Source organism: Streptosporangium sp. NPDC087985 (assembly GCF_044741965.1).
GTDB lineage: Bacteria > Actinomycetota > Actinomycetes > Streptosporangiales > Streptosporangiaceae > Streptosporangium.
This window is the reverse complement of sequence record NZ_JBIUTQ010000001.1, coordinates 553888-580582: the sequence shown is the minus strand read 5'-3', so window position 1 is coordinate 580582 and position 26695 is coordinate 553888. Positions and strand designations below refer to the sequence as shown.

General features: G+C 70.2%; 23 protein-coding genes, 1 tRNA gene and 1 pseudogene. 10 read left to right on the top strand and 15 right to left on the bottom strand.

The genetic code is table 11. The features are described 5' to 3' along the window. Nucleotides 1–4: 4 nt before the first annotated feature. On the top strand, nucleotides 5–1534 hold the full coding sequence (locus tag ACIN94_RS02880; RefSeq protein ID WP_400698719.1) for an amino acid permease: 1530 nt from the start codon (nucleotides 5–7) through the stop codon (nucleotides 1532–1534). Between the two features lie 54 nt (nucleotides 1535–1588). Here ACIN94_RS02880 and lipB read toward each other — a convergent pair whose 3' ends face one another. Next, entirely contained in the window at nucleotides 1589–2227 is a 639-nt protein-coding gene (gene lipB, locus ACIN94_RS02875) for a lipoyl(octanoyl) transferase LipB (RefSeq protein ID WP_400698716.1), read from the bottom strand. Nucleotides 2228–2293: 66 nt separating this feature from the next. Here lipB and ACIN94_RS02870 point away from each other — a divergent pair. Then, nucleotides 2294–3252 (top strand): annotated as a pseudogene (locus ACIN94_RS02870) (RNA-guided endonuclease InsQ/TnpB family protein). 43 nt (nucleotides 3253–3295) lie between these two features. Here the strand turns inward: ACIN94_RS02870 and ACIN94_RS02865 are convergent. Together ACIN94_RS02865 and ACIN94_RS02860 are read right to left on the bottom strand one after the other, a co-directional pair. After that, complete coding sequence (locus tag ACIN94_RS02865) at nucleotides 3296–3496, bottom strand: PspC domain-containing protein (protein WP_400698713.1); 201 nt, start codon at nucleotides 3494–3496, stop codon at nucleotides 3296–3298. Between the two features lie 307 nt (nucleotides 3497–3803). Next, a complete protein-coding gene (locus tag ACIN94_RS02860; RefSeq protein WP_400698710.1) occupies nucleotides 3804–4478 on the bottom strand; it encodes a hypothetical protein in 675 nt (224 codons plus the stop codon). A 288-nt stretch (nucleotides 4479–4766) separates the two neighbouring features. Here ACIN94_RS02860 and ACIN94_RS02855 point away from each other — a divergent pair, with 288 nt between their 5' ends. The 6 genes from ACIN94_RS02855 (at nucleotide 4767) to ACIN94_RS02830 (ending at nucleotide 12646) form a co-directional block, all read left to right on the top strand. Then, the gene (locus ACIN94_RS02855; protein WP_400698708.1) at nucleotides 4767–6272 is read left to right on the top strand and encodes a M28 family peptidase; all 1506 of its coding nucleotides are present in this window, start codon (nucleotides 4767–4769) and stop codon (nucleotides 6270–6272) included. Nucleotides 6273–6504: 232 nt separating this feature from the next. Next, nucleotides 6505–7344, top strand: a complete 840-nt coding sequence (locus ACIN94_RS02850; RefSeq protein WP_400698706.1) for an undecaprenyl-diphosphate phosphatase — start codon at nucleotides 6505–6507, stop codon at nucleotides 7342–7344. Between the two features lie 119 nt (nucleotides 7345–7463). Further along, the gene (hrpB, locus tag ACIN94_RS02845; RefSeq protein ID WP_400698704.1) at nucleotides 7464–10040 is read left to right on the top strand and encodes an ATP-dependent helicase HrpB; all 2577 of its coding nucleotides are present in this window, start codon (nucleotides 7464–7466) and stop codon (nucleotides 10038–10040) included. A gap of 77 nt (nucleotides 10041–10117) precedes the next feature. Continuing rightward, the gene (locus tag ACIN94_RS02840) at nucleotides 10118–10969 is read left to right on the top strand and encodes an SPFH domain-containing protein (protein WP_400698702.1); all 852 of its coding nucleotides are present in this window, start codon (nucleotides 10118–10120) and stop codon (nucleotides 10967–10969) included. Then, nucleotides 10962–11192, top strand: a complete 231-nt coding sequence (locus ACIN94_RS02835; protein WP_400698699.1) for a hypothetical protein — start codon at nucleotides 10962–10964, stop codon at nucleotides 11190–11192. Before ACIN94_RS02840 ends, ACIN94_RS02835 begins: the two co-directional genes overlap by 8 nt. Nucleotides 11193–11239: 47 nt before the next feature. Then, nucleotides 11240–12646 (top strand): amidase, encoded by a 1407-nt coding sequence (locus tag ACIN94_RS02830; RefSeq protein ID WP_400698697.1) that lies wholly within the window; start codon nucleotides 11240–11242, stop codon nucleotides 12644–12646. Between the two features lie 54 nt (nucleotides 12647–12700). Here the strand turns inward: ACIN94_RS02830 and ACIN94_RS02825 are convergent, their stop codons facing one another. The 3 genes from ACIN94_RS02825 to deoC form a co-directional block, all read right to left on the bottom strand. Next, entirely contained in the window at nucleotides 12701–13582 is an 882-nt protein-coding gene (locus ACIN94_RS02825; protein WP_400698695.1) for an aldehyde dehydrogenase family protein, read from the bottom strand. A gap of 182 nt (nucleotides 13583–13764) precedes the next feature. After that, a complete protein-coding gene (locus ACIN94_RS02820; RefSeq protein ID WP_400698692.1) occupies nucleotides 13765–15189 on the bottom strand; it encodes an aldehyde dehydrogenase family protein in 1425 nt (474 codons plus the stop codon). 4 nt (nucleotides 15190–15193) lie between these two features. Continuing rightward, entirely contained in the window at nucleotides 15194–16132 is a 939-nt protein-coding gene (gene deoC / locus ACIN94_RS02815; protein WP_400698689.1) for a deoxyribose-phosphate aldolase, read from the bottom strand. A 411-nt stretch (nucleotides 16133–16543) separates the two neighbouring features. On the opposite strand from deoC, the gene ACIN94_RS02810 reads away from it, so the two are divergent. After that, nucleotides 16544–16705, top strand: coding sequence for a hypothetical protein (locus ACIN94_RS02810; RefSeq protein ID WP_400698686.1), 162 nt, complete (start codon nucleotides 16544–16546; stop codon nucleotides 16703–16705). Between the two features lie 109 nt (nucleotides 16706–16814). Next, complete coding sequence (locus tag ACIN94_RS02805; protein ID WP_400698683.1) at nucleotides 16815–19685, top strand: helix-turn-helix transcriptional regulator; 2871 nt, start codon at nucleotides 16815–16817, stop codon at nucleotides 19683–19685. 5 nt (nucleotides 19686–19690) lie between these two features. On the opposite strand, the gene ACIN94_RS02800 is transcribed toward ACIN94_RS02805, so the two are convergent. From ACIN94_RS02800 to ACIN94_RS02760, 9 genes are all read right to left on the bottom strand, one after another. Next, on the bottom strand, nucleotides 19691–20803 hold the full coding sequence (locus ACIN94_RS02800) for an NAD(P)/FAD-dependent oxidoreductase (protein WP_400698680.1): 1113 nt from the start codon (nucleotides 20801–20803) through the stop codon (nucleotides 19691–19693). A 73-nt stretch (nucleotides 20804–20876) separates the two neighbouring features. After that, nucleotides 20877–21749, bottom strand: coding sequence for an RNA polymerase sigma-70 factor (locus tag ACIN94_RS02795; RefSeq protein ID WP_400698677.1), 873 nt, complete (start codon nucleotides 21747–21749; stop codon nucleotides 20877–20879). Nucleotides 21750–21894: 145 nt separating this feature from the next. Next, nucleotides 21895–22464, bottom strand: a complete 570-nt coding sequence (locus ACIN94_RS02790) for a TMEM165/GDT1 family protein (protein WP_400698674.1) — start codon at nucleotides 22462–22464, stop codon at nucleotides 21895–21897. Between the two features lie 312 nt (nucleotides 22465–22776). Then, entirely contained in the window at nucleotides 22777–23814 is a 1038-nt protein-coding gene (locus ACIN94_RS02785; RefSeq protein ID WP_400698671.1) for a UDP-N-acetylmuramate dehydrogenase, read from the bottom strand. Nucleotides 23815–23914: 100 nt separating this feature from the next. Continuing rightward, the gene (locus ACIN94_RS02780; RefSeq protein WP_400698668.1) at nucleotides 23915–24988 is read right to left on the bottom strand and encodes a hypothetical protein; all 1074 of its coding nucleotides are present in this window, start codon (nucleotides 24986–24988) and stop codon (nucleotides 23915–23917) included. A 60-nt stretch (nucleotides 24989–25048) separates the two neighbouring features. Continuing rightward, nucleotides 25049–25477 (bottom strand): MaoC family dehydratase, encoded by a 429-nt coding sequence (locus ACIN94_RS02775; protein WP_400698665.1) that lies wholly within the window; start codon nucleotides 25475–25477, stop codon nucleotides 25049–25051. Nucleotide 25478: 1 nt separating this feature from the next. Next, nucleotides 25479–25925 (bottom strand): MaoC family dehydratase N-terminal domain-containing protein, encoded by a 447-nt coding sequence (locus ACIN94_RS02770; protein WP_400698661.1) that lies wholly within the window; start codon nucleotides 25923–25925, stop codon nucleotides 25479–25481. A 264-nt stretch (nucleotides 25926–26189) separates the two neighbouring features. Further along, a complete protein-coding gene (gene rpmG, locus ACIN94_RS02765) occupies nucleotides 26190–26354 on the bottom strand; it encodes a 50S ribosomal protein L33 (protein WP_030921771.1) in 165 nt (54 codons plus the stop codon). 74 nt (nucleotides 26355–26428) lie between these two features. Beyond that, nucleotides 26429–26502, bottom strand: a tRNA-Met gene (locus ACIN94_RS02760). Nucleotides 26503–26695 lie beyond the last annotated feature (193 nt).

Below are 26695 nucleotides of genomic sequence, written 5' to 3'. Positions count from 1 at the left end.
CTTGATGCCCAAGCCAGTTCCGCCGGTGGACGAGGACGCCAGAAGACTCGCCGAACTCGGCTACCGACAGGAGCTCTCCCGCACCTGGAGCGGCTTCTCCAACTTCGCCATCTCCTTCTCGATCATCTCCATCCTGGCCGGGTGTTTCACCACCTTCGGCCAGGCCTGGAACAACGGCGGGCCGATCGCCATCGCGTGGGGCTGGCCGCTGATCTCGATCTTCATTTTGATCATCGGCCTCTGCATGTCGGAGCTGGTGTCGGCCTATCCGACCGCCGGCGGCATCTACTGGTGGGCCGCCAAGATGGGCAAGCCGATCCACGGCTGGTTCACCGGGTGGTTCAACCTCATCGGGCTGATCGCGGTGACGGCCTCGGTCGACTACGGCTGCGCGACGTTCATGAACATCACGCTCAACCGGTTCGTCAAGGGCTTCGAGGTCTCCCTCGTCAACACCTTCATCCTGTTCGCGGTCATCCTGGTGCTGCACGCGTTGATCAATATCTACAGCCACCGGCTGATCTCCGTACTGCAGAACGTCTCGGTGTGGTGGCACGTGTTCGGCGCGGCCGTGGTCGTGCTCATCCTGGTCTTCGGCCCCGACTCGCACCAGTCGATGTCCTTCGTCTTCACCGAGACGATCAACAACTCCGGCTTCTCCGACTCCTCCTACTGGTTCTACGTGCTGCCGCTCGGCTTCCTGCTGACCCAGTACACGATCACCGGCTTCGACGCGTGCGCGCACGTGTCGGAGGAGACCCAGAGCGCGTCCACGGCCGCCGCCCGTGGCCTGTGGAAGTCGATCTTCTACTCGGCGATCGGCGGCTGGGTCCTGCTGCTGGCCTTCCTGTTCGCGGCCACCGACGTGACGGCGGTCAACGAGGCGGGCGGCTTCGTCGGCGCCATCTTCGACAGCGCGCTCCCCGGCAACCTGGCCACGGCCATCTTCGTGATCTCGACCATCGGTCAGTTCTTCTGCGGCATGAGCTGCGTGACCTCGATGTCCCGGATGACCTACGCCTTCTCCCGCGACGGCGCCATCCCCGGCTGGCGCATGTGGTCGAAGGTGGACGGGAACCGGACCCCGGTCAACGCGATCATCTTCGGCTGCGCCGCCGCGCTCGCCCTGACCCTGCCCGCGCTCTACGAGGCACCCGGCGGCCTGCCGCTGGCCTTCTACGCGGTCGTCTCGGTCGCGGTGATCGGCCTCTACCTGGCGTTCCTGATCCCGATCTGGCTGCGCCTGAGGATGGGCGACGGTTTCGAGCCCGGCCCGTGGACGCTGGGTGCGAAGTACAAGGTCCTGTGCTGGATCGCCGTCATCGAGATCGCTGTCATCTCGATCTACTTCATCATGCCGCTGGTCCCGTCCGCCGTGCCGTTCAGCGAGGACTTCACCTGGACCGCGGTCAACTACGCACCGATCGTGGTCGGCGTGATGGTCCTGAGCGTGGGCCTGTGGTGGATGCTCTCGGCCCGGCACTGGTTCACCGGGCCGCGCCGTACGGTCGACGAGGACCAGCCGGTCGGCTGACCAGGCCCTACGGCCCGCGAGGACCAGCCGGTCGGCTGGCCGGACCGCCCCGGATCAGCTCGCCTCGAAGGCCTCCGCCACCGCGGCCCGGACCCGCTCCATGGCCATGGCGGTGGAGGTCTCCCGGTTCAGCGAGGTCATATCGACCTCGGGCATGCCGCAGGGCACCGCCCAGTCCCACGGGGTCAGATCGCCCTCGACGTTGAGGGCGAACCCGTGGCTGGTCACGCCGCGGCTCTGCCGCATGCCGATCGAGACGATCTTCCGTCCGGTCTCCGCCGTCCACACGCCCGTGAGCAGTTCGGAGCCGGCCGGGGTGTCCCGGCGCTCGGCCGGGACGCCCAGCGCGCCGAGCGCGCGGACGAGCCGGAGCTCCACCTCGCGGACGTAGTCGACGATCCCCTCGTCCTCGCCGAGCTTGACGATCAGATAGCCGACCAGCTGGCCGGGGCCGTGGTAGGTGAGCTGCCCGCCGCGACCCGTGCTCACAACCGGGATGCCGTGGGACGGGTCGGGCAGATGCTGATCAAGCGTGCGCTTGCCGACGGTGTAGACCTGCGGGTGGCTGAGAAGCCAGAGCGTGTCGGGACACTCGTCACGCTGCCGCCGACCGACCAGGTCGGTCATCCGTTCCATGGCCTTCTCGTAGTCGACCAGGTCGTCCTGGACCAGTGACAGGGGGCGTCGCCTCATGTCACCAGCATATTCATCAGTGCTATCTAGTGAGGAACGCCGGGCGTGAACGACTCTGACCGGAAAATGACGACCTCAGCCGGGCAGGCGGCAGCGCTGGAGGCGACCCTGCACGCGTGCAACGACGCCGCGAACCTCGCCTCGCAGACCGCATTCACCACCGGAGCCCGGCGCGAGTACGCGCTGCGCAAGCACACCTACGGCGAGCTGAAGGCACGCGGGCTGGGGGCCCAGGCCGCCCAGCAGGTGATCAAAAAGGTCGCCGACGCCTACACCACACTGCACGCCAACCTCCGGGCCGGGAACCTGGGCCAGCCCGGGTCCGCGCGCCATGCCCGCGCCACCTCCAAGCCGATCGCCTTCCGCGCCGAGGCCGCCCAACCGTTCGACGACCGGTGCCTGTCGTGGCAGATCGACGCGCGCACGGTGTCGATCTGGACGACAGCGGGCAGGTTGCGCAACGTGGCGCTCACCGGGTCCGCCCAACAGCTCACCACGCTCGCCCTGTACCGGAAAGGCGAATCCGACCTGGTCTGCCGGGACGGCACGTGCTGCAGGCCAAGGCCACCAAGTCCGCCAAGCGGCTGCTCAAGAAGCGCCGCCGCGCCGAGGCGCGCTTCGCCGCCGACGTCAACCACACCATCGCCAAACGCATCGTGACCGAGGCAGAACGCACCGGACGCGGCATCGCCCTGGAAGACCTCCAGGGCATCCGTGAGCGGGTACGGCTCCGCAAGCCCCAGCGGGTCACGCTGCACTCCTGGAGCTTTCGCCGGCTGGGAGGCTTCATCGCCTACAAGGCGGCCCGCGCCGGGGTCGCCGTCGTCCACGTGGATCCGGCCTACACCTCACAGGATTGTTCGGTGTGCGGGCATGTGGACAAGAAGAACCGGCCTGACCAGGCGACATTCATCTGCACGTCGTGCGGCTTCGCTGAGCACGCCGACGTCAACGCGGCCCGCAACATCGCCGCGCGCGGTGTGGCGGGCTGGGCAGTGAGTCACGCTGCCGACGACGCGGCCTGAACCGTCGAACCCATCGACGGCGAGGAGCTGCAAGCTCGGTCGTTCACGACCGAGAAGCTGACTTACGGACCGCCGGAGCCTCCGGAATGAGGATCCACATGATCACGTAGGCGACCCAGAGCGGCCCTGGGAAGAGGGAGAGCAGCAGCCACAGCACCCGGACGACGGTGGGCGATATGCCCAGGCTGTCGGCGATCCCGCCGCAGACACCGGCGATTATCCTGTGGTCTCTCGAACGGTGCATTTCATCTCCCGATGGTTGTTCCTCACCCGGTTGAACGAAGGGCCAAGACACCCCCGTTCCCGAGAAGCCCCTGAGAAAACCCTGACAGGGTCGGCCGCCCCGGCCCGACACGGCGCGTAATCATCCATGCGACTCCGTGTCAGTAGGTCTAGGCGAAGGTGATTGATCACGGTACGTTCCGCCTTAGAGCGCCTAACAGAATGCCTGCCGCACTGTCTTTGAGGATCTCTTTCTATGGGAGCGGAGGGACTCGATGTCCGGCGATGCCCACCACGAGCGTTGCCGGACATCGGCCGAGAGCCGGCAATCATCCTCGCCGAGTACACACGCCGGGAAGGTCGCAGACCTTCTTGGCCATCTTCTTTGCCCTGTTGGTGAGTATCTTGGTCGTGTCCTCGCCGGCCCAGTAGGAGTCGGCGGTGTAGAGGCCCAAGGCGCTCCCGCGGCGGACGACGACGTACCGCTCTCCGCCGGAGATGTACAGCTCGCCCTTGAGGGGCTCCTCCGTGCCCCTTTCGTAGGAGCTCCCCTTGACCAGCAGGGCCTCGTCTGCGATGTTCACCTTCTTGCCGGTGTAGCGGTGAAAGCCCCCGGCCACGGTCGCCGTCTGCGGAGCCTTGGCCTTAGCGCATTTTTCCACGTCGGCGCGGAGCTTGCGGAACGCGGCCCCGGCGTTCTTCGCGCTGGGATACAGCACGAGCTGCTCGGTGACGTACGAGGGGGCGCTGGTCCCCCCGATGATGGTCCGCATCGCGATGCGGCCATCGCGGGGCTTCTCCTTGGAGCGGCAGGGGTTGAGCTCAAGCGGCTTGGTCAGCTTGTCGCTGACCGTCCACCACTCATCGGCCGCCTGATCCTCAGCGAGGGGCTTGGTCGCCTCGGCCTCGGTCAGCAGAAACCCTTTGGGGATCTTGACGGTCTCCGCCTGGGCCGTACTGGCCGCGCCGACCGCCGAGGCCACCATGACGGCCGTTGCGATCATCGATATCATCGCTCGCTTGCCCGACATTTCGATCATGAGCTGTTAGATGCGTGATCCTGCTGAAAAGTTCCCCGGCGTCGAGACGGGCAGGGGCACAGCGAAAGTCATTCCGTTAGGAGCTGTTAGGTCCTGTCCGGCGGATCCCGCCGTGACGAGGCGGCGCCCGGCCGGCCTCGGCAGGCGGAAGGTCCACGGGGCACGCCCCAGGCGCACCACCACGCTGTACGGCGCGCACCCCGCCCGGAGTGCGCGCCGCTCGGGGACCCCCCACCCCCCAACCCGAGGAGCATGATGCGCAACCTGTGGACCACCATCGGGATGACGGCGATCCTGGCCATCCCCCTGGCGCTCACCGCACCGGCCGCGTCAGCGGCCGCCCCGCCGAACATCTCACTGGCCAACATGAAGGCACACCTCACCCAGTTCCAGTCCATCGCCAACGCCAACGGCGGCAACCGCGCCCACGGCCGTCCGGGCCATCTCGCCTCGGCGAACTACGTCAAGGGCCTGCTCGACGGCGCCGGGTTCACCACCACCCTGCAGCCGTTCTCCTACAGCGGCGCGACCGGTTACAACGTCATCGCCGACTGGCCGGGCGGCGACCCGAACGACATCCTCATGGTCGGCGGCCACCTCGACAGCGTGACCGCCGGACCGGGTATCAACGACAACGGTTCCGGCAGCGCCGCCATCCTGGAGACCGCGCTGGAGGTCTCCCGCCAGGCCCTGGCACCCACCAAGCACCTCCGTTTCGCCTGGTGGGGCGCCGAGGAGCTGGGCCTCCGCGGCTCGCAGTACTACGTGACGAACCTCCCGGCCGCCGAACGGTCCAAGATCAAGGGCTACCTGAACTTCGACATGGTCGCCTCGCCCAACGCCGGCTACTTCATCTACGACGGCGACGACTCCGACCGCGTCGGCTCGGGCCCCGGCCCGGCGGGCTCCGCCCAGCTGGAGGCGACACTCGCGGCCTACTTCAGCTCGATCGGCGTGCCCACCCGGGGGACCGACTTCGACGGCCGCTCCGACTACGGACCGTTCATCAACGTCGGCATCCCCGCCGGCGGCACGTTCACCGGCGCGGAGGGCATCAAGTCCAGCGCCCAGGCCACCCTCTGGGGCGGTACGGCGGGGCAGGCGTTCGACGCCTGTTACCACCGGGCGTGCGACACCTCGGCGAACATCAACGACACGGCGCTGAGCCGCAACGCCAACGCGATCGCCTACGCGGTGTGGACGACCGCCACCGCCACCCCGCCCGCAGTCGTCTGGCAGGACACCTTCGAGACGGCGACCGGCTGGACCGTCAACCCCGGCGGCACCGACACCGCCACCCTCGGCCAGTGGGAGCGCGGTGTCCCCCAGGCCACCAACTCCAGCGGCGCCAAACAGCTCGGCACCACGGTCAGCGGCGTCAACGACCTGGTCACCGGACGGCTGGCCGGCGCCTCCGCCGGGGACTACGACGTCGACGACGGCATCACCAGCATCCAGTCACCGGCCATCGCCCTGCCGTCCGGCGGCACGCTCAAACTGGCCTTCTCCTGGTATCTGGCGCACGGCTCCAACTCCTCCAGTGCCGACTTCCTGCGGGTGAAGGTCGTCGGCTCCACCACGACCCAGGTGTTCCAGCAGCTCGGCGCGGCCACCAACCGCAACGGCGCCTGGGCCACCGCCAACGTCGACATCTCCTCCTACGCCGGACAGACCGTCCGCGTCCTGATCGAGGCCGCCGACGCCGCCGGCGCCTCACTCGTCGAGGCCGGCGTCGACGACGTCAAGATCACCCGATAGGCGCGCGTACGGCTCCCGCCATCCGTGGCGGGAGCCGTACCCCGTCGCGGAGGTCAGGACGCGGCTTGGCCCACCGCCACCCGTCCGGACAGCGTGCCCCTGGACGCCGGCATCGTCCGTGAGTTTTCCCGCTGCCGTCCGGTTGACAGCGGTCCCAGCCGGATGGCCTGGTCACGGAAGGTCCCAGGCTCCGCTACCCTCGCGTACGTCACGCACGCGCTGGGGACGGAAGGTGCCCAAGTTGATCGGCTGGTTCGAAGCGGTTGTCCTCGGACTCGTGCAGGGATTGACGGAATTTCTGCCGGTCTCCTCAAGCGCTCACGTCAGAGTCGTGTCGGCGTTCTTCGGCTGGCAGGATCCCGGTGCCGCGTTCACCGCGGTGATCCAGCTCGGCACCGAGGCCGCGGTGGTGATCTACTTCCGCAAGGAGATCTGGGAGATCATCTCCACCTGGGTCCGGTCGCTGTGGAATCGCGAGCTGCGCTCGCACCACGCCGCGAGGATGGGCTGGTACGTGATCATCGGAACCCTTCCGATCGTCATCCTCGGCCTGGCCTTCAAGGACTCCATCGAGACCGCCTTCCGCGATCTGCGCCTGATCGGCACGACTCTGATCGTCTTCGGCCTGATCCTCTGGTTCGCCGACCGCACCGCCCGCAACAAGCTCACGCTGCGGAAGAACCTCAGTCTCACGCACGCCCTGGTGTACGGCTTCGCCCAGTCGCTCGCCCTGATCCCGGGTGTCTCCCGCTCCGGCGGCACGATCAGCGCCGGCCTGCTGCTGGACTACCGCCGGGAGGAGGCCGCGAAATACTCCTTCCTGCTGGCCATCCCGGCCGTGCTGGGTTCGGGCTTCCTGGAGCTGTTCAAGATCGGCGAGGGTGGCGCCCCCGACTGGGGCCCGACGATCCTGGCCACCGTGATCTCGTTCGTCGTCGGCTACGCCGCGGTGGCGTGGTTCCTGAAGTACATCGGCACCCACCGTTTCACCGGCTTCGTGATCTACCGCATCATCCTCGGCATCGCCATCATCGCCCTGGTGAGCTCCGGCGTTCTCGACCCCTCGGCCTGACGGTCCGCCCCGGCCCTCGCGGAGGGCCGGGACATGGTCGCGCGCCGTACGGGCCCCGGCGCCCGGACACCGGCGCCCCCCTTTCCCCACCGGCCGCCGGTCTCGGGGAGACTGGGCGGGTGCGTTCCGACTGGTCAGGCCTTCCCGTCCGTCACGTTCTGCCCGAGCTGCTCGCGGCCCTGGACGGGCGGGGCGTCGCCGTGCTCACCGCGCCTCCCGGAACGGGCAAGACCACGCTCGTCCCGCTCGCGCTGGCCGGGCTCCTCGGCGGCTCGGCCCCGAAGCGGGTGGTCGTGGCCGAACCCCGCCGGATGGCGGTGCGGGCGGCGGCCCGGCGGATGGCGTGGCTGCTGGAGTCGGAGGTGGGCGCCGAGGTCGGGTTCTCGGTCCGCGGCGAGCGCAGGACCGGCCCGAGAACGGTCGTCGAGGTCGTCACCACCGGGGTCCTCCTCCAGCGGCTCCAGCGTGACCCCGAGCTCGGCGGCGTGGACGCGGTCCTGGTGGACGAGTGCCACGAACGCCACCTGGACGCCGACACCGCCCTGGCCTTCCTCCTCGACGTCCGTGCCGCCCTCCGCCCCGACCTGCGGATCATCGCCACCTCCGCCACCGCCGACGCCGCGTCCTGGGCCCGGCTGCTCGGCTCCGACGGCCCGGCGCCGGTCGTGCACGCCTCCGGCACCATGCACCCGGTCACGCCCGTCTGGGCGCCGCCCGCCGGGCCCGTCACCCCTCCCCACGGGCTACGGGTGGATCCGGCGTTCCTGGCTCACGTCGCCGGCGTCGTACGGCGTGCGCTGGCCGAGCACGAGGGAGATGTGCTGTGCTTCCTGCCGGGGGTCGGCGAGATCGGCCGGGTGGCCGCGATGCTTCCCGGCGTCGAGGTCCTCCAGGTCCACGGCCAGGCACCGGCCCACGTCCAGGACGCCGTGCTCTCGCCCGGCGAGGCCCGGCGGGTGGTGCTCGCCACCTCGGTCGCCGAGTCGAGCCTGACCGTCCCCGGCGTCCGGATCGTGGTCGACTCCGGGCTGGCCCGCGAGCCTCGCACCGACCACGCCCGCGGCCTCGGCTCGCTCACCACCGTCCGCGTGTCCAGGGCCTCGGCCGTCCAGCGAGCCGGGCGAGCCGGCCGGGAGGCACCGGGCGTGGTGTACCGGTGCTGGTCACAGGCCGAGCACGACCGGCTCCCCGAGCACGCCCAGCCCGAGATCGCCCTCGCCGACCTGACCGGCTTCGCCCTCCAGGCCGCCTGCTGGGGTGATCCCGCCGCCACCGGCCTGGCCCTGCTCGATCCGCCCCCGTCCGCCGCGATGGACGCCGCCCGGCGGACCCTGCACGCCCTGGGTGCTCTGGGCTCTCCCGGCGGCCCGCGTTCCCCGGACACCCCGGGTGCTCTTGACGGGCGGGTCACCGCCCGGGGACGGCGGATGGCCGCCGCCGGGGTCCATCCCCGCCTGGCCAGGGCTCTGATCGACGTCGGCCCCCGGGCCGCCGAGGTGGTGGCGCTGCTGTCGGAGCAGCTCCCCAGGGACGCGGGCGACGACCTGGTCTCGGTCTGGCGTTCCGCCCGGCGGAGCGGCGACGGCTTCTCTGCGCGCTGGCGCCAGGAGGCGAGACGTCTGTCCCGGGCCGTCCCCCGAGCGGACGGCGCTCCGCCGCAGGCCGTACGGGACGCGGAGACCGGCCGGACTCCCACACGGACCGGGGACCGCACGGGACCGGCGGCGGGCGACGACGCCCTGGCCGGCCTGGTGGTGGCGCTGGCCTATCCGGAGCGGGTGGCCAGGCGGCGGGGCGGCTCCTACCTCATGGCGTCGGGGACGGCCGCGGACCTCCCGCCGGGGTCACGGCTGGCAAGCGCGGAGTGGCTGGCCGTCGCGGTGGCGGACCGGCCCGCCGGGGCCGCCTCGGCCCGGATCAGGCAGGCCGTCGTGATCGACGAGGAGACCGCCCGGCTCGCCGCCGCTCCCCTGTACGGCACCGGCGAGGAGGTGGTGTGGCACGTCCCGCGCGGCGAGCGGCGCGGTGACGTCTCGGCACGCCGGGTGGAGCGACTCGGTGCCATCGAGCTGTCCTCGGCCCGGCTCCGCGACGCCGACGTCCGCCCCGCCGTACTGGACGGCCTGCGCGCCGAGGGCCTGGCGATCCTCCGCTGGACACCCGAGGCCGTCGCCCTGCGCGAGCGCCTGGCCTTCTGCCACCGGACGCTCGGCGATCCATGGCACCCGATGGACGACGAGGCCCTGATCGACGCGGCCGACCTGTGGCTGGAGCCCGAGCTGTCCCGCGCCCGCCGCCGCTCCGACCTGGAGCGGATCGACGTGACCTCGGCCCTGCACCGCCTGGTCCCGTGGAGCGCGCGCCTGGCGGAGGTCGCCCCCGAGCGGATCGAGGTGCCGAGCGGGTCGCGGATCAGGGTCGACTACTCCGGCGACCAGCCGGTTCTGGCAGCCAAGCTGCAGGAGCTGTTCGGCTGGGACGAGGCCCCGCGTGTGGCCGGGGTGCCCCTGGTCGTTCACCTGCTCTCCCCCGCGGGCCGCCCGGCCGCGGTCACCGCCGACCTGGCCTCCTTCTGGCGCGGTGACGGCTACCGCTCGGTCCGTGCCGAGCTGCGGGGCCGCTATCCCAGGCACCCGTGGCCCGAGGATCCCCTTTCCGCCGTCGCCACCCGCCGGACCAGCCACCCCCGCCGCTGAGCCTCCGTACGGCTTGCACGCGATCGCCCGATATGGGATATCTTGGTGATATCACTTCGATAGCAGAGGCGGGACTCATGGAACGACGTGCTTTCCGGATGAACGGATTCGCCGTTCTGGCCGGACTGGTGATCCTCGGGATCGTCCTGGCCGCGGTGACGCAGGCGATCGACTCGACCCAGATCCCCGTCGCCGCGATCCTGTGGGGGGTCGTCGTGGTCCTCGTGGCCACCGGCTTCGCGGTTGTCAACCCGAACGAGGCGCAGGTCGTGCAGTTCCTGGGCCGCTACGTCGGCTCGGTGAACGAGGCCGGCTTCGTGTGGGTGCTGCCGTTCACCAACAGGCGGCGGGTCACCCTCCGGGTGCGCAACTTCGAGACGGCCAAGCTCAAGGTGAACGACGCCGACGGCAACCCCGTGGAGATCGGGGCCGTCGTCGTCTACAAGGTGGTCGACACCGCCACGGCCGCTTTCGCCGTCGACGACTACGAGAACTACGTGGCGATCCAGTCCGAGGCCGCCGTCCGGCACCTGGCCACCACCCACCCCTACGACGCCCACGATGAGGGCCGCACCAGCCTGCGCGACGGTGCCGAGGTGGCCGCCGAGCTCACCACCGAGCTGAGCGAGCGCACCCACCTGGCCGGGGTGGAGGTGCTGGAGGCCCGGATCACCCACCTCGCCTACGCTCCGGAGATCGCCCAGGCGATGCTGGTCCGGCAGCAGGCCACCCAGGTCGTCGCGGCGCGCACCCAGATCGTCGCGGGCGCGGTAGGAATGGTGCAGCTCGCGTTGAACAGGCTGGCCGAGGAGGGCGTCGTGGATCTCGACGAGGAGCGCAAGGCACAGATGGTGTCCAACCTGCTGGTCGTCCTCTGCGGCGACCGGGCGATCCAGCCGGTGGTCAACGCCGGCAGTCTGTATGGCTGAGCGCAAAAAGGTCCTGCTCAGGATCGACCCGGCCGTCTACGAGGCAATCGCCAAGTGGGCGGCCGACGACCTGCGGAGCGTCAACGCCCAGCTCGAGTACGCGCTGCGCCTGGCTCTCCGGGGAGCGGGCCGTGACCTCAGGCGGACCGAGCGGGAGACGGCCGGATCGGACGGCGGGACAGAGCGGGATAACGCCGACGAGCCGGACAAGTCACCTGATTGAGATGTGAGAAGCTTCCGTTAAGGCATCCGCCGGACCACACTCGGTTCATGCCGTGGGTGGGAAAGTCCGCAGCGGAGATCGCGGAGGCCGTACGACGGGGAAGGGTCACCGCGCCGGCGGTCGTCGAGGAACACCTCCAGACGATCGCCAAGTACGACGAGCGCATCGGGGCGTTCCGCAAGGTCCGCACCGAACGGGCGCTCGCCGAGGCGCGGACCTTACAGGAGCGGGACGACCTGGCCGGACTGCCGCTCGCCGGAGTACCCGTCGCGATCAAGGACAATGTCGCGGTCCGGGGGGAGGCGACACGCAACGGATCCGCGGCCACGTCGAACGGCGCCGCCACCGAGGACCATCCGGTGGTCGCCAGGCTCAGGGCGGCGGGGGCGGTGGTCGTGGGGATCACCAACGTGCCGGAGCTGTGCCTGGTGGGGTTCTCCGACAGCGTGTACGGCGTGACGCGCAATCCCTGGGACCTGAACCGCACCCCGGGCGGGTCGTCGAGCGGGAGCGCGGCGGCCGTGGCCGCGGGGATGGTCCCGCTGGCCCACGGCAACGACGGGCTCGGTTCGCTGCGCATCCCGGCCGCCTGCTGCGGGATCGTCTCGATCAAGCCGGGCCATGGGGTGGTCCCCGCGCCCGAGCACGACTGGCACGGGATGTCGGAGAACGGCCCGCTGGCCACGACCGTGGCCGACCTCGCCCTGGCGTTGGCGGTGATGGCGGACGACATGTCCCTGGCGACGCCCGGCGAGAGCGAGTCCCTCGAAATCGGCAGCGCCCTCGACGACTACCCGGGCGGGCTCACCCCGTCGGAACCGGTGAAGCTGCGGATCGCGCTGGCCCCGGCACCGCTGCCGCCGGGGTTCGCGGTGGACGCCGAGTTCCAGCGAGCGGCGGTCGAGGCGGCGGACACCCTCGGCTCCGCGGGCCACACCGTGGTGGAGCACGACGCCCGGATGCCCGGCTGGCTCGGCTCCGCCACGATCGCCACCTGGCTCTCCTGCGCCCGGCAGGACGTGGAGGGGCTCGACCCGCGCAGGCTGGAGCGGCGCACCAGGTCGCTTGCGAGAATGGGCCGGCTGCTCGCCAGGTTCGGGATGGACGGCTCAGCGGGCCGTGACCGCTGGCGCGCCTACGGGGCCGACCAGTGGTTCGGCAACGCCGACGTGCTCATCACCCCGACACTCGCCACCATCCCCCCGTCCGCCGAGCGCTGGGGCCGGCGCGGGCTGCTGGCCAACATGCGGACCAACCTGACGTACGCCCCCGCCACCGGGGTCTGGAACATGGCCGGCTGGCCTGCCATGACCCTCCCGTACGGCTGGCACTCCACCGGCATGCCCATCGGCGTCCAGCTCATCGCCGCCCCGGGGGGCGAGACGCAGCTACTGGCCCTGGCCGCCCAGCTGGAGAACGCCCATCCCTGGCTCCGCCACGCCCCGCTCGACTGACGGGCCGCCGTACCGGCGCCGGAGCGGTAACCCGCCCCGGCGCCGACGAGCGGTTCAGACGCCGATGGGGTGCCAGACCGTCTTGGTCTCCAGGAAGGCCGTCAGGCGCTTGGTGCCGGGGTCGGCCGACCAGTCGGTCTCGGCGGGGCGCAGGACGCGCTTGAGGTTCTCCGCCGCCGCCTCCTCACATCTGACCGCCAGGTCCTGGTCGGCGACGCCGGTCAGATCGATGGCGTTGACGTCCATGTGCGCAGCCAGCCAGGGAGCGATCTCCTTGACCGAGCCGGTGAGGATGTTGACCACGCCGCCGGGCAGGTCGGAGGTGGCGAGCACCTCGGCCAGGGTGATGGAGGGCAGCGGGGCGCGCTCACTGGCGATCACGACACAGGTGTTGCCCGTGGCGATCACCGGGGCGATCACCGAGACGAGCCCGAGCAGGGGCTCGTCCGGGGCGACCACCGCGACCACGCCGGTCGGCTCCGGCGAGGAGATGTTGAAGTACGGCCCGGCGACCGGGTTGGTGGCCCCGGCCACCGCGGCGATCTTGTCTGTCCAGCCGGCGTACCAGACCAGCCGGTCGACGGCCGCGTCCACGACGTCTCCGGCCTTCTTCGTGCCCGTCTCGGCCAGTTCGGCGACGAACTGTGCCCGGCGGCTCTCCAGCATCTCGGCGACGCGGTAGAGGACCTGCCCCCGGTTGTACGGCGTCGCGCCGGACCAGCCTCCGAAGGCCTTGCGCGCGGCGGAGACAGCATCGCGGGCGTCCTTGCGGGAGGCCTTCGAAGCGTTGGCCAGGAAGTCGCCCTTGGAGGAGGTCACCACGTAGGACCTTCCGCTCTCCGAACGCGGGAACGCCCCGCCGATGTACAGCTTGTAGGTCTTACGCACGGCCTGCCGTACGGGCTCGCGGCCACTGGACCGCTCCGCCTTACTCATCTCCCCGCCCTCTCCATATGCTCTCCTGCTGTACCAGCCGTGCCGGCACGAAGATCTGACCGCAACGGCTTACCCCGCACCGGTGGGCGAACCAGCCCCGCGGCCCCGGACGGCCGGCGCGGGCGAAATCGTGGCCCCGGGTGCTCTGGGAACGGCGGGTGCGGCGCCTGGCCTCGCGATGCTCACACATCGAGGTACGCCTCCAGCCCGTGGCGTCCGCCCTCCCTGCCATATCCGGACTCCTTGTAGCCGCCGAACGGGGAGGTGGGGTCGAACTTGTTGAAGGTGTTGGCCCAGACGACACCCGCACGGAGCTTGTCCGCCATCCACAGGATGCGCGAACCCTTCTCGGTCCACACTCCCGCCGACAGGCCGAACGGGGTGTTGTTGGCCTTCTCGACGGCCTCGGCGGGGGTACGGAAGGTCAGCACGGACAGGACCGGGCCGAAGACCTCCTCGCGGGCGATCCGGTGCGACTGGGCCACACCGGTGAAGATCGTCGGCGGGAACCAGAAACCCCTGTCGGGCAGCGGGCACGCCGGAGACCAGCGTTCGGCGCCCTCCGCCTCTCCGAGGTCGGACAGCTCGCGGATCTTGGCGAGCTGGGCGGCGGAGTTGATCGCCCCGATGTCGGTGTTCTTGTCCAGCGGGTCGCCCAGGCGCAGCGTGCCGAGGCGCCGCTTCAGCGCGTCGAGCAGCTCCGGCGCGATCGACTCCTGGACCAGCAGCCGGGAACCCGCGCAGCAGACGTGCCCCTGGTTGAAGAAGATCCCGTTGACGATGCCCTCGACGGCCTGGTCGAGCGCGGCGTCGTCGAACACGATGTTTGCGGCCTTGCCGCCGAGCTCCAGGGTGACCTTCTTGCCCGATCCCGCGACGGAGCGGGCGATCAGGCGGCCCACCTCGGTGGAGCCGGTGAAGGCGATCTTGTTCACGTCCGGGTGGTTCACCAGGGCCGCGCCGGTCTCGCCCGCGCCGGTCACGATGTTGACCACGCCCGGCGGGAGATCGGCCTGCCGGCAGATCTCGGCGAACAGCAGCGCGCTCAGCGGGGTGGTCTCGGCCGGCTTGAGGACGACCGTGTTGCCGGCGGCCAGCGCGGGGGCGATCTTCCACGCGAGCATGAGCAGCGGGAAGTTCCACGGGATGACCTGGCCGGCGACGCCGAGCGGCCTCGGGGCCGGGCCGTACCCGGCGTAGCCGAGCTTGTCGGCCCAGCCCGCGTAGTAGAAGAAGTGCGCCGCGACCAGGGGAAGGTCGACGTCGCGGGACTCGCGGATCGGCTTGCCGTTGTCCAGGCTCTCCAGCACGGCCAGCTCGCGCGAACGCTCCTGGATGATGCGGGCGATCCGGAACAGGTACTTCGCCCGCTCGGAGCCGGGCATCGCCGACCAGGTGCCGAACGCCTCGCGGGCGGCCCGGACGGCGCGGTCCACGTCGTCGGCGGAGGCGACGGCCACCTCGGCCAGGACCTCCTCGGACGCCGGGTTGATCGTCTTGAGCGACGTGCCCGTCCCGTCGACGAACTCGCCGCCGATGAACAGACCGTAGGACGGCTTGATGTCGACGACGTCGCGGGATTCGGGGGCCGGTGCGTATTCGAACATCGAATCAGTCCAGGGTGAAGTAGTCGGGGCCCGCGTACCGGCCGGTGGCCATCTTCTGACGTTGCATCAGCAGGTCGTTGAGCAGGGTGGAGGCGCCGAGGCGGAACCAGTCGGGGTCCAGCCAGCCCTCGCCGACGGTCTCGTTGACCAGGACGAGCATCTTGATGGCGTCCTTGGTGGTCCGGATGCCGCCCGCGGGCTTCACCCCCACCTTACGGCCGGTCGCCGCCAGGAAGTCGCGGACCGCCTCCAGCATGATCAGCGTCACCGGGAGGGTCGCGGCGGGCTGCACCTTGCCCGTGGAGGTCTTGATGAAGTCTCCTCCGGCCAGCATGGCCAGCCAGGACGCACGCCGTACGTTGTCGTAGGTCGCCAGCTCGCCGGTCTCCAGGATCACCTTCAGGTGCGCGTCACCGCAGGCGGCCTTGATCGCGACGATCTCCTCGAAGACCTTCAGGTAGTCGCCGGCGAGGAACGCTCCCCGGTCGATCACCATGTCGATCTCGTCGGCTCCGGCCGCCACCGCCAGCGCGGTGTCGGCGACCTTGACGTCCAGGGACGAGCGCCCGCTGGGGAACGCGGTCGCCACGCTGGCCACCTTCACGCCGGAACCGGCGAGAGCGCCGACGGCCTGGGCGACCAGGTCGGGGTAGACGCAGACCGCGGCCGTCGAGGGCACGGTCGGGTCACTCGGGTCGGGACGGACCGCCTTGGCACACATCGCGCGGACCTTGCCCGGCGTGTCGGCGCCTTCGAGGGTCGTCAGGTCCACCATGCGGATCGCCAGGTCGATGGCCTCCGCCTTGGCGGTCGTTTTGATCGATCGAGTGCCGAGCATCGCAGCCCGCTGGTCGGCGCCCACACGGTCAACACCGGGCAGGCCGTGCAGGAAAGCTCGCAGCGTGACGTTGGACGCGGCCACGTCGGCAAGCGGAGTAGTCATAGTTGACACCCCTCCAGAATGCCGACTGGTGTGATTAGTTCCAAACTGGACGCTGCCCAGGCCCCCAGCCCGTTTTCGTCAACATTCGCCGACGTGAGCTGCGATCATGGTCCGGCACCGTCCCCCCCGGACCCGCGAACACCCGTACCGGACGGGGATGCGGCGGCCTGGGAGATCATCCGCCCCCTGAGGACACGCCCTCGTATGTCCACGGCGGAGACCGTCCAGAACGTGGCGCGTCTAAGGCGGTGGGCCGCCTGAAACAGCCGTCTAAGGCGGCGGCCGGCCTGGCCTAGGTAGCCCTACGCCGGAGATCGCCCGGAGATAGGGCATCCGCCCGATGTGGGGGTGGGGGCCTTAGGACGAACCTTGAGTGTGTAAGGAAATCGCACCACTCAAGGAGCACTCGAAATGAGCCCCGAGCTTCACCTCCAGATGATCATCAACCGCAACGCCGAACTCCACGAGCAGGCGGCCAACCACCGCCGCGCCCTCCAGGCCGAGGCGGCCAGGAAGAACCGCGCTGAGGGAGAGCGCCGCCGGAGCTTCTTCGGCAAGATCAACGCGGCATGACCCCGTCACGAGAGCCCGGCCGTCCCTCTCAGCCCGGCCGGGCCTCTCAGCCCCCGTAGGCCCTTTCGCTCGACGATAAATAGGGCGATAGCTACCCATAAGGCATGACATGCTGGACGACATGATGGGTCGGGCGGTAAGCCCCGTCTTCGTGGGGCGGGAGACGGAGCTCGCGGGCCTGGCCGAGGCCTTCGAGCAGGCACGCGACAACGCGGCCGCCGCCGTCCTGCTCGGCGGCGAGGCCGGGGTCGGCAAGACCCGGCTGATCGGATGCTTCGCCGAGCGGGCCACGGCCGACGGAGCGCACGTGCTCATCGGCGGCTGCGTGGAACTGTCCGCGGAAGGCCTCGCCTACGCGCCGTTCACCGCGGCCATCCGCCAGCTCGTCCGCGAGTGCGGCGCCGAGGAGGTCGCGGCGATGCTCCCCGAGGGCGGGGCACGTGACCTGGCCCGGCTGCTGCCCGAGTTCGGCAAGCCGAGCGGCGACCTGGAGAGCGACACCGCCCGCGCGCGGCTCTTCGAACAGATCCTCACCCTGCTGGAGCGGCTGGCCGAACGCCGCCCCGTGATCCTGGTCATCGAGGACATCCACTGGGCCGACCGTTCCAGCCGCGACCTGATCGCCTTCCTCAGCCGGAACCTGCGCACCGCACCGGTCCTGATGGTCCTCACCTACCGCTCCGACGACCTGCACCGCCAGCACCCGCTCCGGCCGGTTCTCGCCGAGCTCGGCCGGCTGGACGGCGTCCTCCGGCTGGACCTGCCCCGGCTCAACCAGGACGAGGTGGCCGCCCAGATGGCCGGCATCCTCGGCAGGGCCCCCGAGTTCGCCATGGTCGGCAAGGTCTTCCAGCGCAGCGAGGGCATCCCGCTGTTCGTCGAGGCGCTGGTCGAGTGCGGGGGCGACTGCTCCTTCCCCGAATCCCTGCACGATCTGATCATCGGCTCCGTCGAGCAGCTCCCCGACGAGACCCAGCGGATGCTGCGCATCACCGCCGCCGGCGGCCTGCGGGTGGGCCACGACCTGCTCGCCGCGGTCAGCGGGCTGTCCGACGTGGACCTGGAGAACGCGCTGCGGCCCGCCATCGCCGCCAACGTGCTGCAGATCGCCGACGGCCGCGCCTACGCCTTCCGCCACTCGCTGATCCGCGAGGCCGTACACGACGAGCTCCTGCCCGGCGAGCACGTACGGCTGCACGCCCGCTTCGCCGAGGAGATCGCCAGGGACCGGGAGCTGGTCCCGCGCGGCCGGGCCGCCATCGAGATCGCCCACCACTGGTACGCCGCCCGCGACGACCTCTGGGCCCTCATCTCCGCCTGGGAGGCCGCCGGAAAGGCCGCCAAGACCTTCGCCTACAACGAGAAGATGCAGCTCCTGGAGCGGGTGCTCACGTTGTGGAACAAGGTCCCCGACGCGGCGGAGCGGATCGGCGTGGACCACACCACGGTCCTGGAGCAGGCTTCGGAGGCGGCCCACGCGTGCGGCGAGGTGGAACGGGGCCTCAGGTTCGTCAAAGCCGCGCTGGAGGAGCTCGACGAGCGGACCGAGCCCGCGCGGGTGGCCGAGCTCGTCGTACGGCGGTCGCAGTTCAAGATGTCCAAGCGGAAGCCCGGGGCGCTGGACGACCTCCGCTACGCCGAGCGGCTGGTCCCGGAACCGGGACTGGACCGCGCCCACGTGCTGTCCAAGCTGGGCTCCTTCCTGATGTTCAGCGGCGAGGTGACCGAGGGGACGGCCCTCACCGAGGAGGCGCTCGAAATCGCCCGCGAGCACGGCGACGAGTGCCTGGAAGCCGACCTGCTGCTCAACCTCGCCCTGGGCCAATCGATCACGGGGCACCTCGACGCCACGATCTCCGCCAACGCGACCGCCCAGACGATCGGCGAGCGCGTCGGCTCCGGCCGCATCATCCTCCGGGCCATCAACAACACCGTGGACACGCTCAACAACATGGGCCGCTCGGCCGAGGCCATCGAGCTGGCCCTCGACGGCGAACAGCTCGCCAGAAAGTACGGCCGCTACCGCATCTCGGGCACGTTCATCGCCAACAACCGGGCGGAGGCGCTGGAGGCCCTGGGCAGATTCGACGAGGCGGCCGAGCTGACCGACCAGGCGCTCACCATGGACCCGACCCTGCGCACCCGCCACCACCTGCGCCGGATCCGCGCGGACGTGGCGATCGCCCGCGGCGAGACGGAGGTGGTCAGATCCGTCCTGAACGAGGTGGACGCCTTCGCCGTCCAGGAGGAGTTCACCCAGGAGCTGACGGCCAACGCCCGGCTCAAAATCGGCCTGCACATGCTGAGCGGCGAACCGCTGGCCGCGCTGGAAGTGGCCGAGGAGGTCGTCCGCACGGCCCGGATCCTGAGCAAACCCATGCTGGGCTGGCGGATGCTCGCCCTGCTGGCAGGGGTCTGCGAGACCACCGAGGCGCTCGCGCCCGAACGGGTGGCGGCGCTACGCGCCCGGATCGAGGAGGCCGGGGCCACCCTGACCGTGGACAGCCCGGTGGCCGAGGCCTACCGGCTCTGCTTCAGCCGCGACCACGATGCCGCGGCCGCCGCCTGGGAGCGGCTGGACCGGCCCCTCATGCGCGTCAGGTCGCTGCTCCACGCGGGGCGGGCGGCGGCCGGCGCTGGGGACCGCGAAGGCGCCGCCGTACGGCTGCGCACGGCCTATCCGATCGCCCTCGCGCTGTCGGCGCAGCCGCTGGTCACGGAGATCGAGTCCCTGGCCCGGAGGGTCGGGGTGACATTGACCCAGGACGCGGCCCCGAGCGCCGACCCCCTGCTGACCCCACGCGAGCAGGAGGTGCTCCGGCTGGTCTCCCAGGGGCGGTCGAACCGCGACATCGCCGCCGAACTGTTCATCTCGGCCAAGACGGTGAGCGTCCACGTCTCGAACATCCTCGGCAAGCTCGGCGTCTCCACCCGAGGCGAGGCCGCTGCCGCCGCCCACCGTCTGGCTCTGATCGGCTGATCCGGCTAAAAGTAGGTCGGCGAATCAGGGTGCCGCTGGACAAGGATCGTGCTTCTCACGATGGTCTCCTTGTACAGAGCCGCCAGCCTGCCGGTGAGCACGGCCTCGCGCGGCCTGTCGTCGGTGTGGACGAACTGGATGAGCCCGTCCCGCCGGCCCAGGCTGATGCACTGGTTGAAGTACCGGAACCGCAGCGGCCGCGGCTCGCGGCCGGCCAGCCGGGCGGCGACGGCGTGGACCGCCTGTTGCGCGGACGGCATCCCGGTCGCGCAGGCCATGCGCAGTTCCTGCCCGTCCGGCCTGCGTACGGCTGCCGCGTCCCCGACCCCGTAGACCTCCGGATGCGAGACCGAGCGCAGCGTCTCGTCCACGATCATCCGCCCGCTGTCGTCGACGGCGAGCCCGGCCTCGCGAGCCAGGTCCGGCACCCGGAAACCGGTGGTCCACACGACGGTGTCGGCACCGACGTGCTCCCCTCCCTCCAGCACCAGACCGTCCGAGCGGACCTCGGCCACCCGGGCGTTCTCCCGGATCTCGATGCCCAGGCGGTCGAACGTCCGCCGCAGGTATCGCTGGGCACGCTCCGACAGCGCACCGCCCAGGACGCCGTCCGTCACCAGCCTGACCTTCAGATCCGGGTAGGACTCGGCCAGTTCGGTGGCGGCTTCGATGCCCGTCAGCCCGCCACCGGCCACGGCGAGCACCCCGCTCTCCCGCACGCGGTCCCGGAGACGTGACGCCTGGCCGGAGACGGCGACGGTGTAGGCGTGCTCGGCGACGCCGGGGACGGAGTCGAGGTCCGGCAGGCTGCCCAGGGCGTAGATCAACGTGTCATAGCCCACGGCCTGCGGCGTCCGTGCCAGCCGTACCGTCCGATCCGCCGGGTCGATCCCCGTCACCCGGTCGACGACGAGCTCGATCCCCGTGCCCTTGAGCGTGTCCTCCAGCGGCAGGTCTCGCAGCTGCTGGCCCGCGGCGAGCTGGTGCAGCCGCACGCGTTCGACGAACCGGTCGCTGTCGTTGATCAGCGTGATCCTGGCGGTCGTCCGCTTGGCCGCGAGCTTCGCCGCGATGAGCCCCGCGTATCCGGCACCGAGGATCACCATGTGGTGTGCCATTTCCCTCTCCCTTCGTCCGCCCTTTGAACCGGCGACCGGGGGAGTCCGTGACAGCGATCGACTGTGAACTACGTCACGTCAGCCGCGCCACGACGAAGGCGAGCTTGTCCGGGTTGACAACCGTATGGACGGCGACGATCCGGCCATCGCTGATCTCGGGGACGGCGATGGCGTTCAACGCCTCTCCCTCCCAGGCGACGATCGCGGGTCCTCCGTTCACGGACCTGATCGCTACCTCCATGTGCTCCGCCCTGAGGCGCCTGGCCAGGCCGATCAGGAGTCGCGCGACCTTGGCGCGGCCGATCACCGGACGCGGAGCCGCCACGGCCTTGCCGCCACCGTCGGCCCAGGCCACCACGTCGTCGGCGAGCAGTCGCTCAAGATCCGCCACGTCGCCCTTGTCGGCCGCGGCCAGAAACCGTTCCACGATCTCCCTCGCCTGCTCGGGCACCGCGCTGAAACGCCTGCGCGGTTCACCGACATGTTCGCGCGCCCGGCGGTAGAGCTGCCGCGCATGCGTCTCGTCGATCTCCAGGATCTCCGCGATCTCGCGGTGGCTGTGGCCGAACGCCTCCCGGAGCACGAAGACCGCCCGCTCCGGAGGGGTGAGCCGTTCCAGGAGCACCAGCATCCCGAACGACAGCGAGTCCCGCTGCTCCACGGTCTCCAGTGGCCCGAGCTCACCGTTCTCGGTGACGACGGGCTCGGGTAGCCACGTACCCACATAGCGTTCCCGACGGGCGCGCGCCGAGGTGAGCCGGTTCAGGCACAGGTTGGTGACCACCCTGGTGAGCCATGCCCCGGGTACGGCTACCGCCTCGCTCCTCTCCCAGCGCAGATACGCGTCCTGCAACACGTCCTCGGCCTCGGCCGCCTCCCCGAGCATCCGATAGGCCAGCCCGAACAGGCCGGGCCGACATGCCACAAACTGCTCCAGCTTGGTCATGACGCCCAGTCTGGCAGGGGGGTCACACCTCAGACAGCGAGGCGCGGCTCCCCGGATCATGGGGATGCCGCCGGCCGGCCGGGAGGGGTACGGTCTCCGGATTCCTCCCGGCCGGGAGGGGGTACGGTCCCCGGGTTCCGCCCGGTCAGCCGAACAGGGGCTCGGCCAGCAGGATGACGCCGAAGATCGCGAACGCGGCGGCGGCGCCGTACCGGATGGTCTTCTCGGGCAGGTGCTTGCCGAGCATCCGGCCGACCGCGATGGCCAGCGCGTCGGCGGCGACCATGCCGACCGTCGAGCCGAGCCAGGTGCCGAACCAGCCGTGCTGGGTGGCCAGCGTGATGGTCGCGAGCATGGTCTTGTCGCCGAGCTCGGCGAGGAAGAAGGCGACGGTCACGGCGATGATCGCCGACCGGGTGGTGCGCTGCGCCTTCTGCGACTCCTCGTCGGTCAGCTCGTCCCCGCGCAGCGTCCACACGGCGAAACCGAGGAACGCGATACCCGCGATGACGGCGATGGCCGTGGTGGGGATCAGGTCGCCGGCCAGCCGGCCCACTCCGACACTGAACAGGTGGACGACCGCGGTGGCCAGGGTGATTCCGGCCAGGACCGGCCACGGCTTGAACCTGGTCGCGAAGGTCATCGCCATGAGCTGGCTCTTGTCACCGAGCTCGGCGACGAAGATCACAGCGAGACTGATCCAGAACGCTTCCAACGGGGGTGCCCTTCCGTGCACGCGACCGGGCCGGAAGAGGTGCACCCGGGGAGTCGGGCATGGCTCCGGCCCGGCAGCATCGATGTATGACTGCCAGGCCGAAGGTCTCGTCCGCCTGGATCCGCCGCAACCGCTCGGATCCGAGGCCCGCGTGACCGGGCGCCCGGAGGCGCCAGTATGTCGATCACGCGATTGGGACTACTCCCCTTCGGGTGTTTCCACCTGACCCTAACAGGCGGAACCCACCCATTGATTCCCCAGGACGGCCGTCCCATCCCCGCGGTCCGAGCTCACCGGCGGGAACCGGGCGGGTCAGAGGTGGGTGCCGACCATCACGGGCTCGTTGACGAGGGTGACGCCGAACTTCTCCCGCACCCCGTCGCGGACCTCACGGGCCAGGTCGAGAAGTTCGGCGGTTGTTGCCGACATTTCAGGATTTGTCATGGCGAGGGTGTGTTTGGTGGAGATGCGCGCCGGGCCGCGCCGGTAGCCCTTGGGGAACCCGGCGTTCTCGATCAGCCAGGCCGCCGGGACCTTGACGGAGCCGTCCGGCATGTCCCAGCGGGGGAAGCCGGGGGCGCGCAGCTCCAGCTCGGCCGCCTCCGGCGCGGTGAGGATCGGATTGGTGAAGAACGAGCCCGCGCTGCGGCTGTCGGGGTCATCGGCGTCGAGCACCATCCCCTTGCCCCGTCGCAGCTCCAGCACCGCCGCGCGGGCCTCCGCCGGCGGCACCCGCTCGCCGAGGGCGACGCCCAGCCTGCCGGCCAGCTCCTTGTAGGCGACCGGGCCGGACAGCCCGTCCCCGGCCAGCTCGTAGGTGACCGCCAGGACGACGTACCGCCCGAGCTCCTCCTTGAACACGCTGTGCCGGTAGGCGAACCCGCACTCCCGCGCGGGCAGGTCGCGCACGTCCCCGCCCTTGCGGTCGTAGACCCGCACCCCGGCGATCGTCTGCGAGACGTCCTGCCCGTAGGCGCCGACGTTCTGGATCGGCGTGGACCCGACCAGTCCCGGGATCCCGGACAGGCACTCGATCCCCGACCGTCCCTCCGCCACCGCGCGGGCAACCAGCGCGTCCCAGTCCTCTCCCGCCTGCACGGTGATCCGGTCCCCGTCGATCTCGATCCCGCGCGAGGCGACGCGGACGACCAGCCCGTCGAAGCCCTCGTCCGACACGACCAGGTTGCTACCGCCGCCGAGCACGAGCACCGGCTCGCCCGCCCGGTCCGCCGCCGCCACCAGCTCGACGATCTGCTCCGCCGACTCCGCCGCCACGAACGCCCTGGCCGGTCCGCCCAGCCCCAACGTCGTGTACGGCGCCAGCCGTACCCCTGCAACCCGCTCAGTCATGCGCTTCCCCACCGCCTGGCCCGCCGAAATCCGGGACCAGCCTACGTGTCGCGGAGCGGCCTACACGTCCCGGAGCGGCCTTAACGCATCCCGGAGCGGCCTACGTGTCCCGGAGCAGCCCCAGCACGCGGTCATAGGTCCGGCGGGACTCCTTGTCCCGGTAGCCGGGATCGACGTCGTGATAGCCGCGGTGCCGTTCCTCGTGGACCGGCAGATCATCGCCGAGGGCGACCAGGGTGCCCGGAAGCCTGAGAGAGAACTCCAGGTCGGCGTTGCGGTAGTAGTTGGCCTCCGCGGGGAACCCGCCCGCCGCGAGTGCCGCGTCACGCCGGACCGCGAACAGGTGGCCGAGCAGGCCACGGACCTCGCCGGGCCCCGCGTCGTGCCACTCGTGTCCGTCCGCCCCGGGATCCACGCCCTTCCACCCCGCCGCGACCACGTCGTCGGCCAGCTCCCTGACCAGCGGGGTGATCGCGTCACCGTCCAGGATCGTGGAGGTCTCCATCACGACGTGCACGTCGGAGGTGTCGAGCTCCAGCAGCTTGGTACGGCTCTCGCCCCATCCCGCCGAGCCTCCCTGCCAGTGTGGGGTCTCGGCCACATGCCAGGCCTCCACCCGATGGGGAAACTCCTCGGCCAGCTCCTCCAGGACGGCGCCGGCACCGTCGACGTCTCCCAGGTCCAGGCAGATGATCCTGGCCTCGGTATGGGCGACCAGGGCGCGGACACAGTCGCGCAGGTCGTCGGGCCAGCCGTCGACCACGAGCCCGACCGTCACAGTCGGCGGTACGACCGGCTCCTCGTGCTCGGCCGGGGTGATCGTCTCGTCAAGCCGTGAAACGGACAGGCTCGCGTCCCACAGCAGCTGGGAGAAGATCATCCGTTCGGGATCGCCCTCGTTCTCGTCCGAGCGGCCCACGAGCCCGGAGCCCGGAGAGGCGGCCTGATCCCCCGGCCGGCCACCCTTCCCCGGTACGGGGACGGAGCTCACCGTGGGCCACACCTCGAAGGGCGGCTTGGGGGTGAGCTCGAAACCGTCCCCGGTGTCGCGGACCAGCCAGCCTTCGGCTTCGATCTCGTCACGGAGCGCGTCGGCCCCGGCGTAGTCACGGTTGTTCCGCGCCTCGGCCCGCAACTCGGCGAGCTCCGTCACGTGAGGTGGTACTTCGCTCATCTCCGGACGCTACCCACGGACCGGGGGAAGAATCAGCCTCCCGGTCCGCGAGCCTCAGGTCTAGGCGAGCTGGACCACCGCGCGGGCCTTGGACAAGACCCGGGAGTCACCGGACCTGGCGGTCAGCGCGACCACCACGCGCTTGTCCTCAAGCTTCTCCTCGATGACACCGCTCACCGTGATGACGGCACCCTGCTCGTCGTCCGGGACGACCACCATCGAGGAGAACCGCACGCCGTAGTCGACGACCGCGCCCGGGTCGCCGGCCCAGTCCGTGACGTACCGGCCACCCTGGGCCATGGTGAACATGCCGTGCGCGATGACGTCGGGCAGGCCGACGGACTTGGCGAACCGCTCGTTCCAGTGGATGGGGTTGAAGTCGCCGGAGGCGCCGGCGTACATCACCAGGTTGGCGCGGCGGACCGGATAGTCGGCGGGCGGGAGCTGCTGGCCCGTCTCGACCTCGTCATATTTCACAGTCGCCGCCATCTCAGGCCGCCCCTCCGCGCTCGACAATGGTGTTGTAGGTCGTGCAGACGGGCTCGCCGTCGACGGTGGTGACGTCGCTCTTGACAGTGATGAGCTCGTTGCGGCCGACGCTGCGGATGTCGGTCACCGTGTAGACGCTGACCAGCTCGTCACCGGCGTGGATCGGCCGGTGGTACTCGAAGCGCTGCTCACCGTGGACCACCATGGCGAAGTTCAGGCCGAGTTCGGGGTCGGCCAGGACCGTCCCGCCGGCCAGGCTGAACACGATGGGGAAGGTCGGCGGCGCGATCACGTCCGGGTGACCGGCGGCCTGGGCGGCCTCCCTGTCCCGGTAGATCGGGTTGTCGTCGCCGATCGCCGTCGCGAATTCTGCGATCTTCACGCGGCTGACCTCATAGGGCGCGGAAGGCGCGGACGCCCGCCCGACGAAATCACGGTTCAGAGCCATCGTGCTCCCTTGCGGATACCGAGCTGGTGAGGCCGACAGTAACAGAACAAGATTCCAGGGCGTATGTCCCCGGGATCGGCCACCAGAGAACCGTAGCCCGTCCCGCGTCCGGCACCGGCTGTGGAGCACGGTCAACACCCGGGCGGAAAAGCTGTACAGACACGACAGACCGGCGCCCTGAACGGGGACGCCGGTCTACGTTGAGTATGTGAGTGCTACTGAAGTACCCATCTCCCGGCGAGAACCGGGAGGCTTCGCAGAGACTTAGCGGGTCTCGCGGTGCGCCTGGTGCGTCTTGCAGTTGGGGCAGTACTTCTTCAGCTCAAGCCGATCCGGGTCGTTGCGCCGGTTCTTCCGCGTGATGTAGTTGCGGTGCTTGCACTCCTGGCAGGCCAGCGTGATCTTCGGCCTAACGTCGGTGGCAGCCACTTGGGAGTGCCTTTCTACGTTCGGGAATGTGGACAACCCAACCTAGCCCCCTTGAGGGGGACCCGGGAGGGTAGTAGCGGAGGCCGGACTTGAACCGGCGACACAACGATTATGAGCCGTTTGCTCTGCCTGGCTGAGCTACTCCGCCTTGGGCCGACGAAATCGACCGACCCTCGCAAGGATACCCGACGGGCAGAGCACCTGCGTACTTGTGCAGGTCAGGGCTATCGCTTCTGAGTTTCCCCAGTATGCCCGTTCGCTCATCGGGAACCTTGAGTGCTTTGTGGGCGACCGTCATGGCCTACCCAAGCCAAAAGCCCTAACCGGATGGTCAGGGCTTT

What these genes read in the sequence shown, in the direction of transcription:
- ACIN94_RS02855 (WP_400698708.1), top strand. Translation starts at nt 4,767, where the DNA reads ATGATGCGCAACCTGTGGACCACCATCGGGATGACGGCGATCCTGGCC.
- ACIN94_RS02820 (WP_400698692.1), bottom strand. Translation starts at nt 15,189, where the DNA reads ATGTTCGAATACGCACCGGCCCCCGAATCCCGCGACGTCGTCGACATC.
- ACIN94_RS02825 (WP_400698695.1), bottom strand. Translation starts at nt 13,582, where the DNA reads ATGAGTAAGGCGGAGCGGTCCAGTGGCCGCGAGCCCGTACGGCAGGCC.
- ACIN94_RS02865 (WP_400698713.1), bottom strand. Translation starts at nt 3,496, where the DNA reads ATGCACCGTTCGAGAGACCACAGGATAATCGCCGGTGTCTGCGGCGGG.
- ACIN94_RS02780 (WP_400698668.1), bottom strand. Translation starts at nt 24,988, where the DNA reads ATGAGCGAAGTACCACCTCACGTGACGGAGCTCGCCGAGTTGCGGGCC.
- ACIN94_RS02880 (WP_400698719.1), top strand. Translation starts at nt 5, where the DNA reads ATGCCCAAGCCAGTTCCGCCGGTGGACGAGGACGCCAGAAGACTCGCC.
- ACIN94_RS02810 (WP_400698686.1), top strand. Translation starts at nt 16,544, where the DNA reads ATGAGCCCCGAGCTTCACCTCCAGATGATCATCAACCGCAACGCCGAA.
- ACIN94_RS02770 (WP_400698661.1), bottom strand. Translation starts at nt 25,925, where the DNA reads ATGGCTCTGAACCGTGATTTCGTCGGGCGGGCGTCCGCGCCTTCCGCG.
- ACIN94_RS02860 (WP_400698710.1), bottom strand. Translation starts at nt 4,478, where the DNA reads ATGATCGCAACGGCCGTCATGGTGGCCTCGGCGGTCGGCGCGGCCAGT.
- ACIN94_RS02840 (WP_400698702.1), top strand. Translation starts at nt 10,118, where the DNA reads ATGGAACGACGTGCTTTCCGGATGAACGGATTCGCCGTTCTGGCCGGA.
- ACIN94_RS02805 (WP_400698683.1), top strand. Translation starts at nt 16,815, where the DNA reads ATGCTGGACGACATGATGGGTCGGGCGGTAAGCCCCGTCTTCGTGGGG.
- ACIN94_RS02830 (WP_400698697.1), top strand. Translation starts at nt 11,240, where the DNA reads ATGCCGTGGGTGGGAAAGTCCGCAGCGGAGATCGCGGAGGCCGTACGA.
- ACIN94_RS02775 (WP_400698665.1), bottom strand. Translation starts at nt 25,477, where the DNA reads ATGGCGGCGACTGTGAAATATGACGAGGTCGAGACGGGCCAGCAGCTC.
- ACIN94_RS02835 (WP_400698699.1), top strand. Translation starts at nt 10,962, where the DNA reads ATGGCTGAGCGCAAAAAGGTCCTGCTCAGGATCGACCCGGCCGTCTAC.
- deoC (WP_400698689.1), bottom strand. Translation starts at nt 16,132, where the DNA reads ATGACTACTCCGCTTGCCGACGTGGCCGCGTCCAACGTCACGCTGCGA.
- ACIN94_RS02800 (WP_400698680.1), bottom strand. Translation starts at nt 20,803, where the DNA reads ATGGCACACCACATGGTGATCCTCGGTGCCGGATACGCGGGGCTCATC.
- ACIN94_RS02795 (WP_400698677.1), bottom strand. Translation starts at nt 21,749, where the DNA reads ATGACCAAGCTGGAGCAGTTTGTGGCATGTCGGCCCGGCCTGTTCGGG.
- ACIN94_RS02785 (WP_400698671.1), bottom strand. Translation starts at nt 23,814, where the DNA reads ATGACTGAGCGGGTTGCAGGGGTACGGCTGGCGCCGTACACGACGTTG.
- lipB (WP_400698716.1), bottom strand. Translation starts at nt 2,227, where the DNA reads ATGAGGCGACGCCCCCTGTCACTGGTCCAGGACGACCTGGTCGACTAC.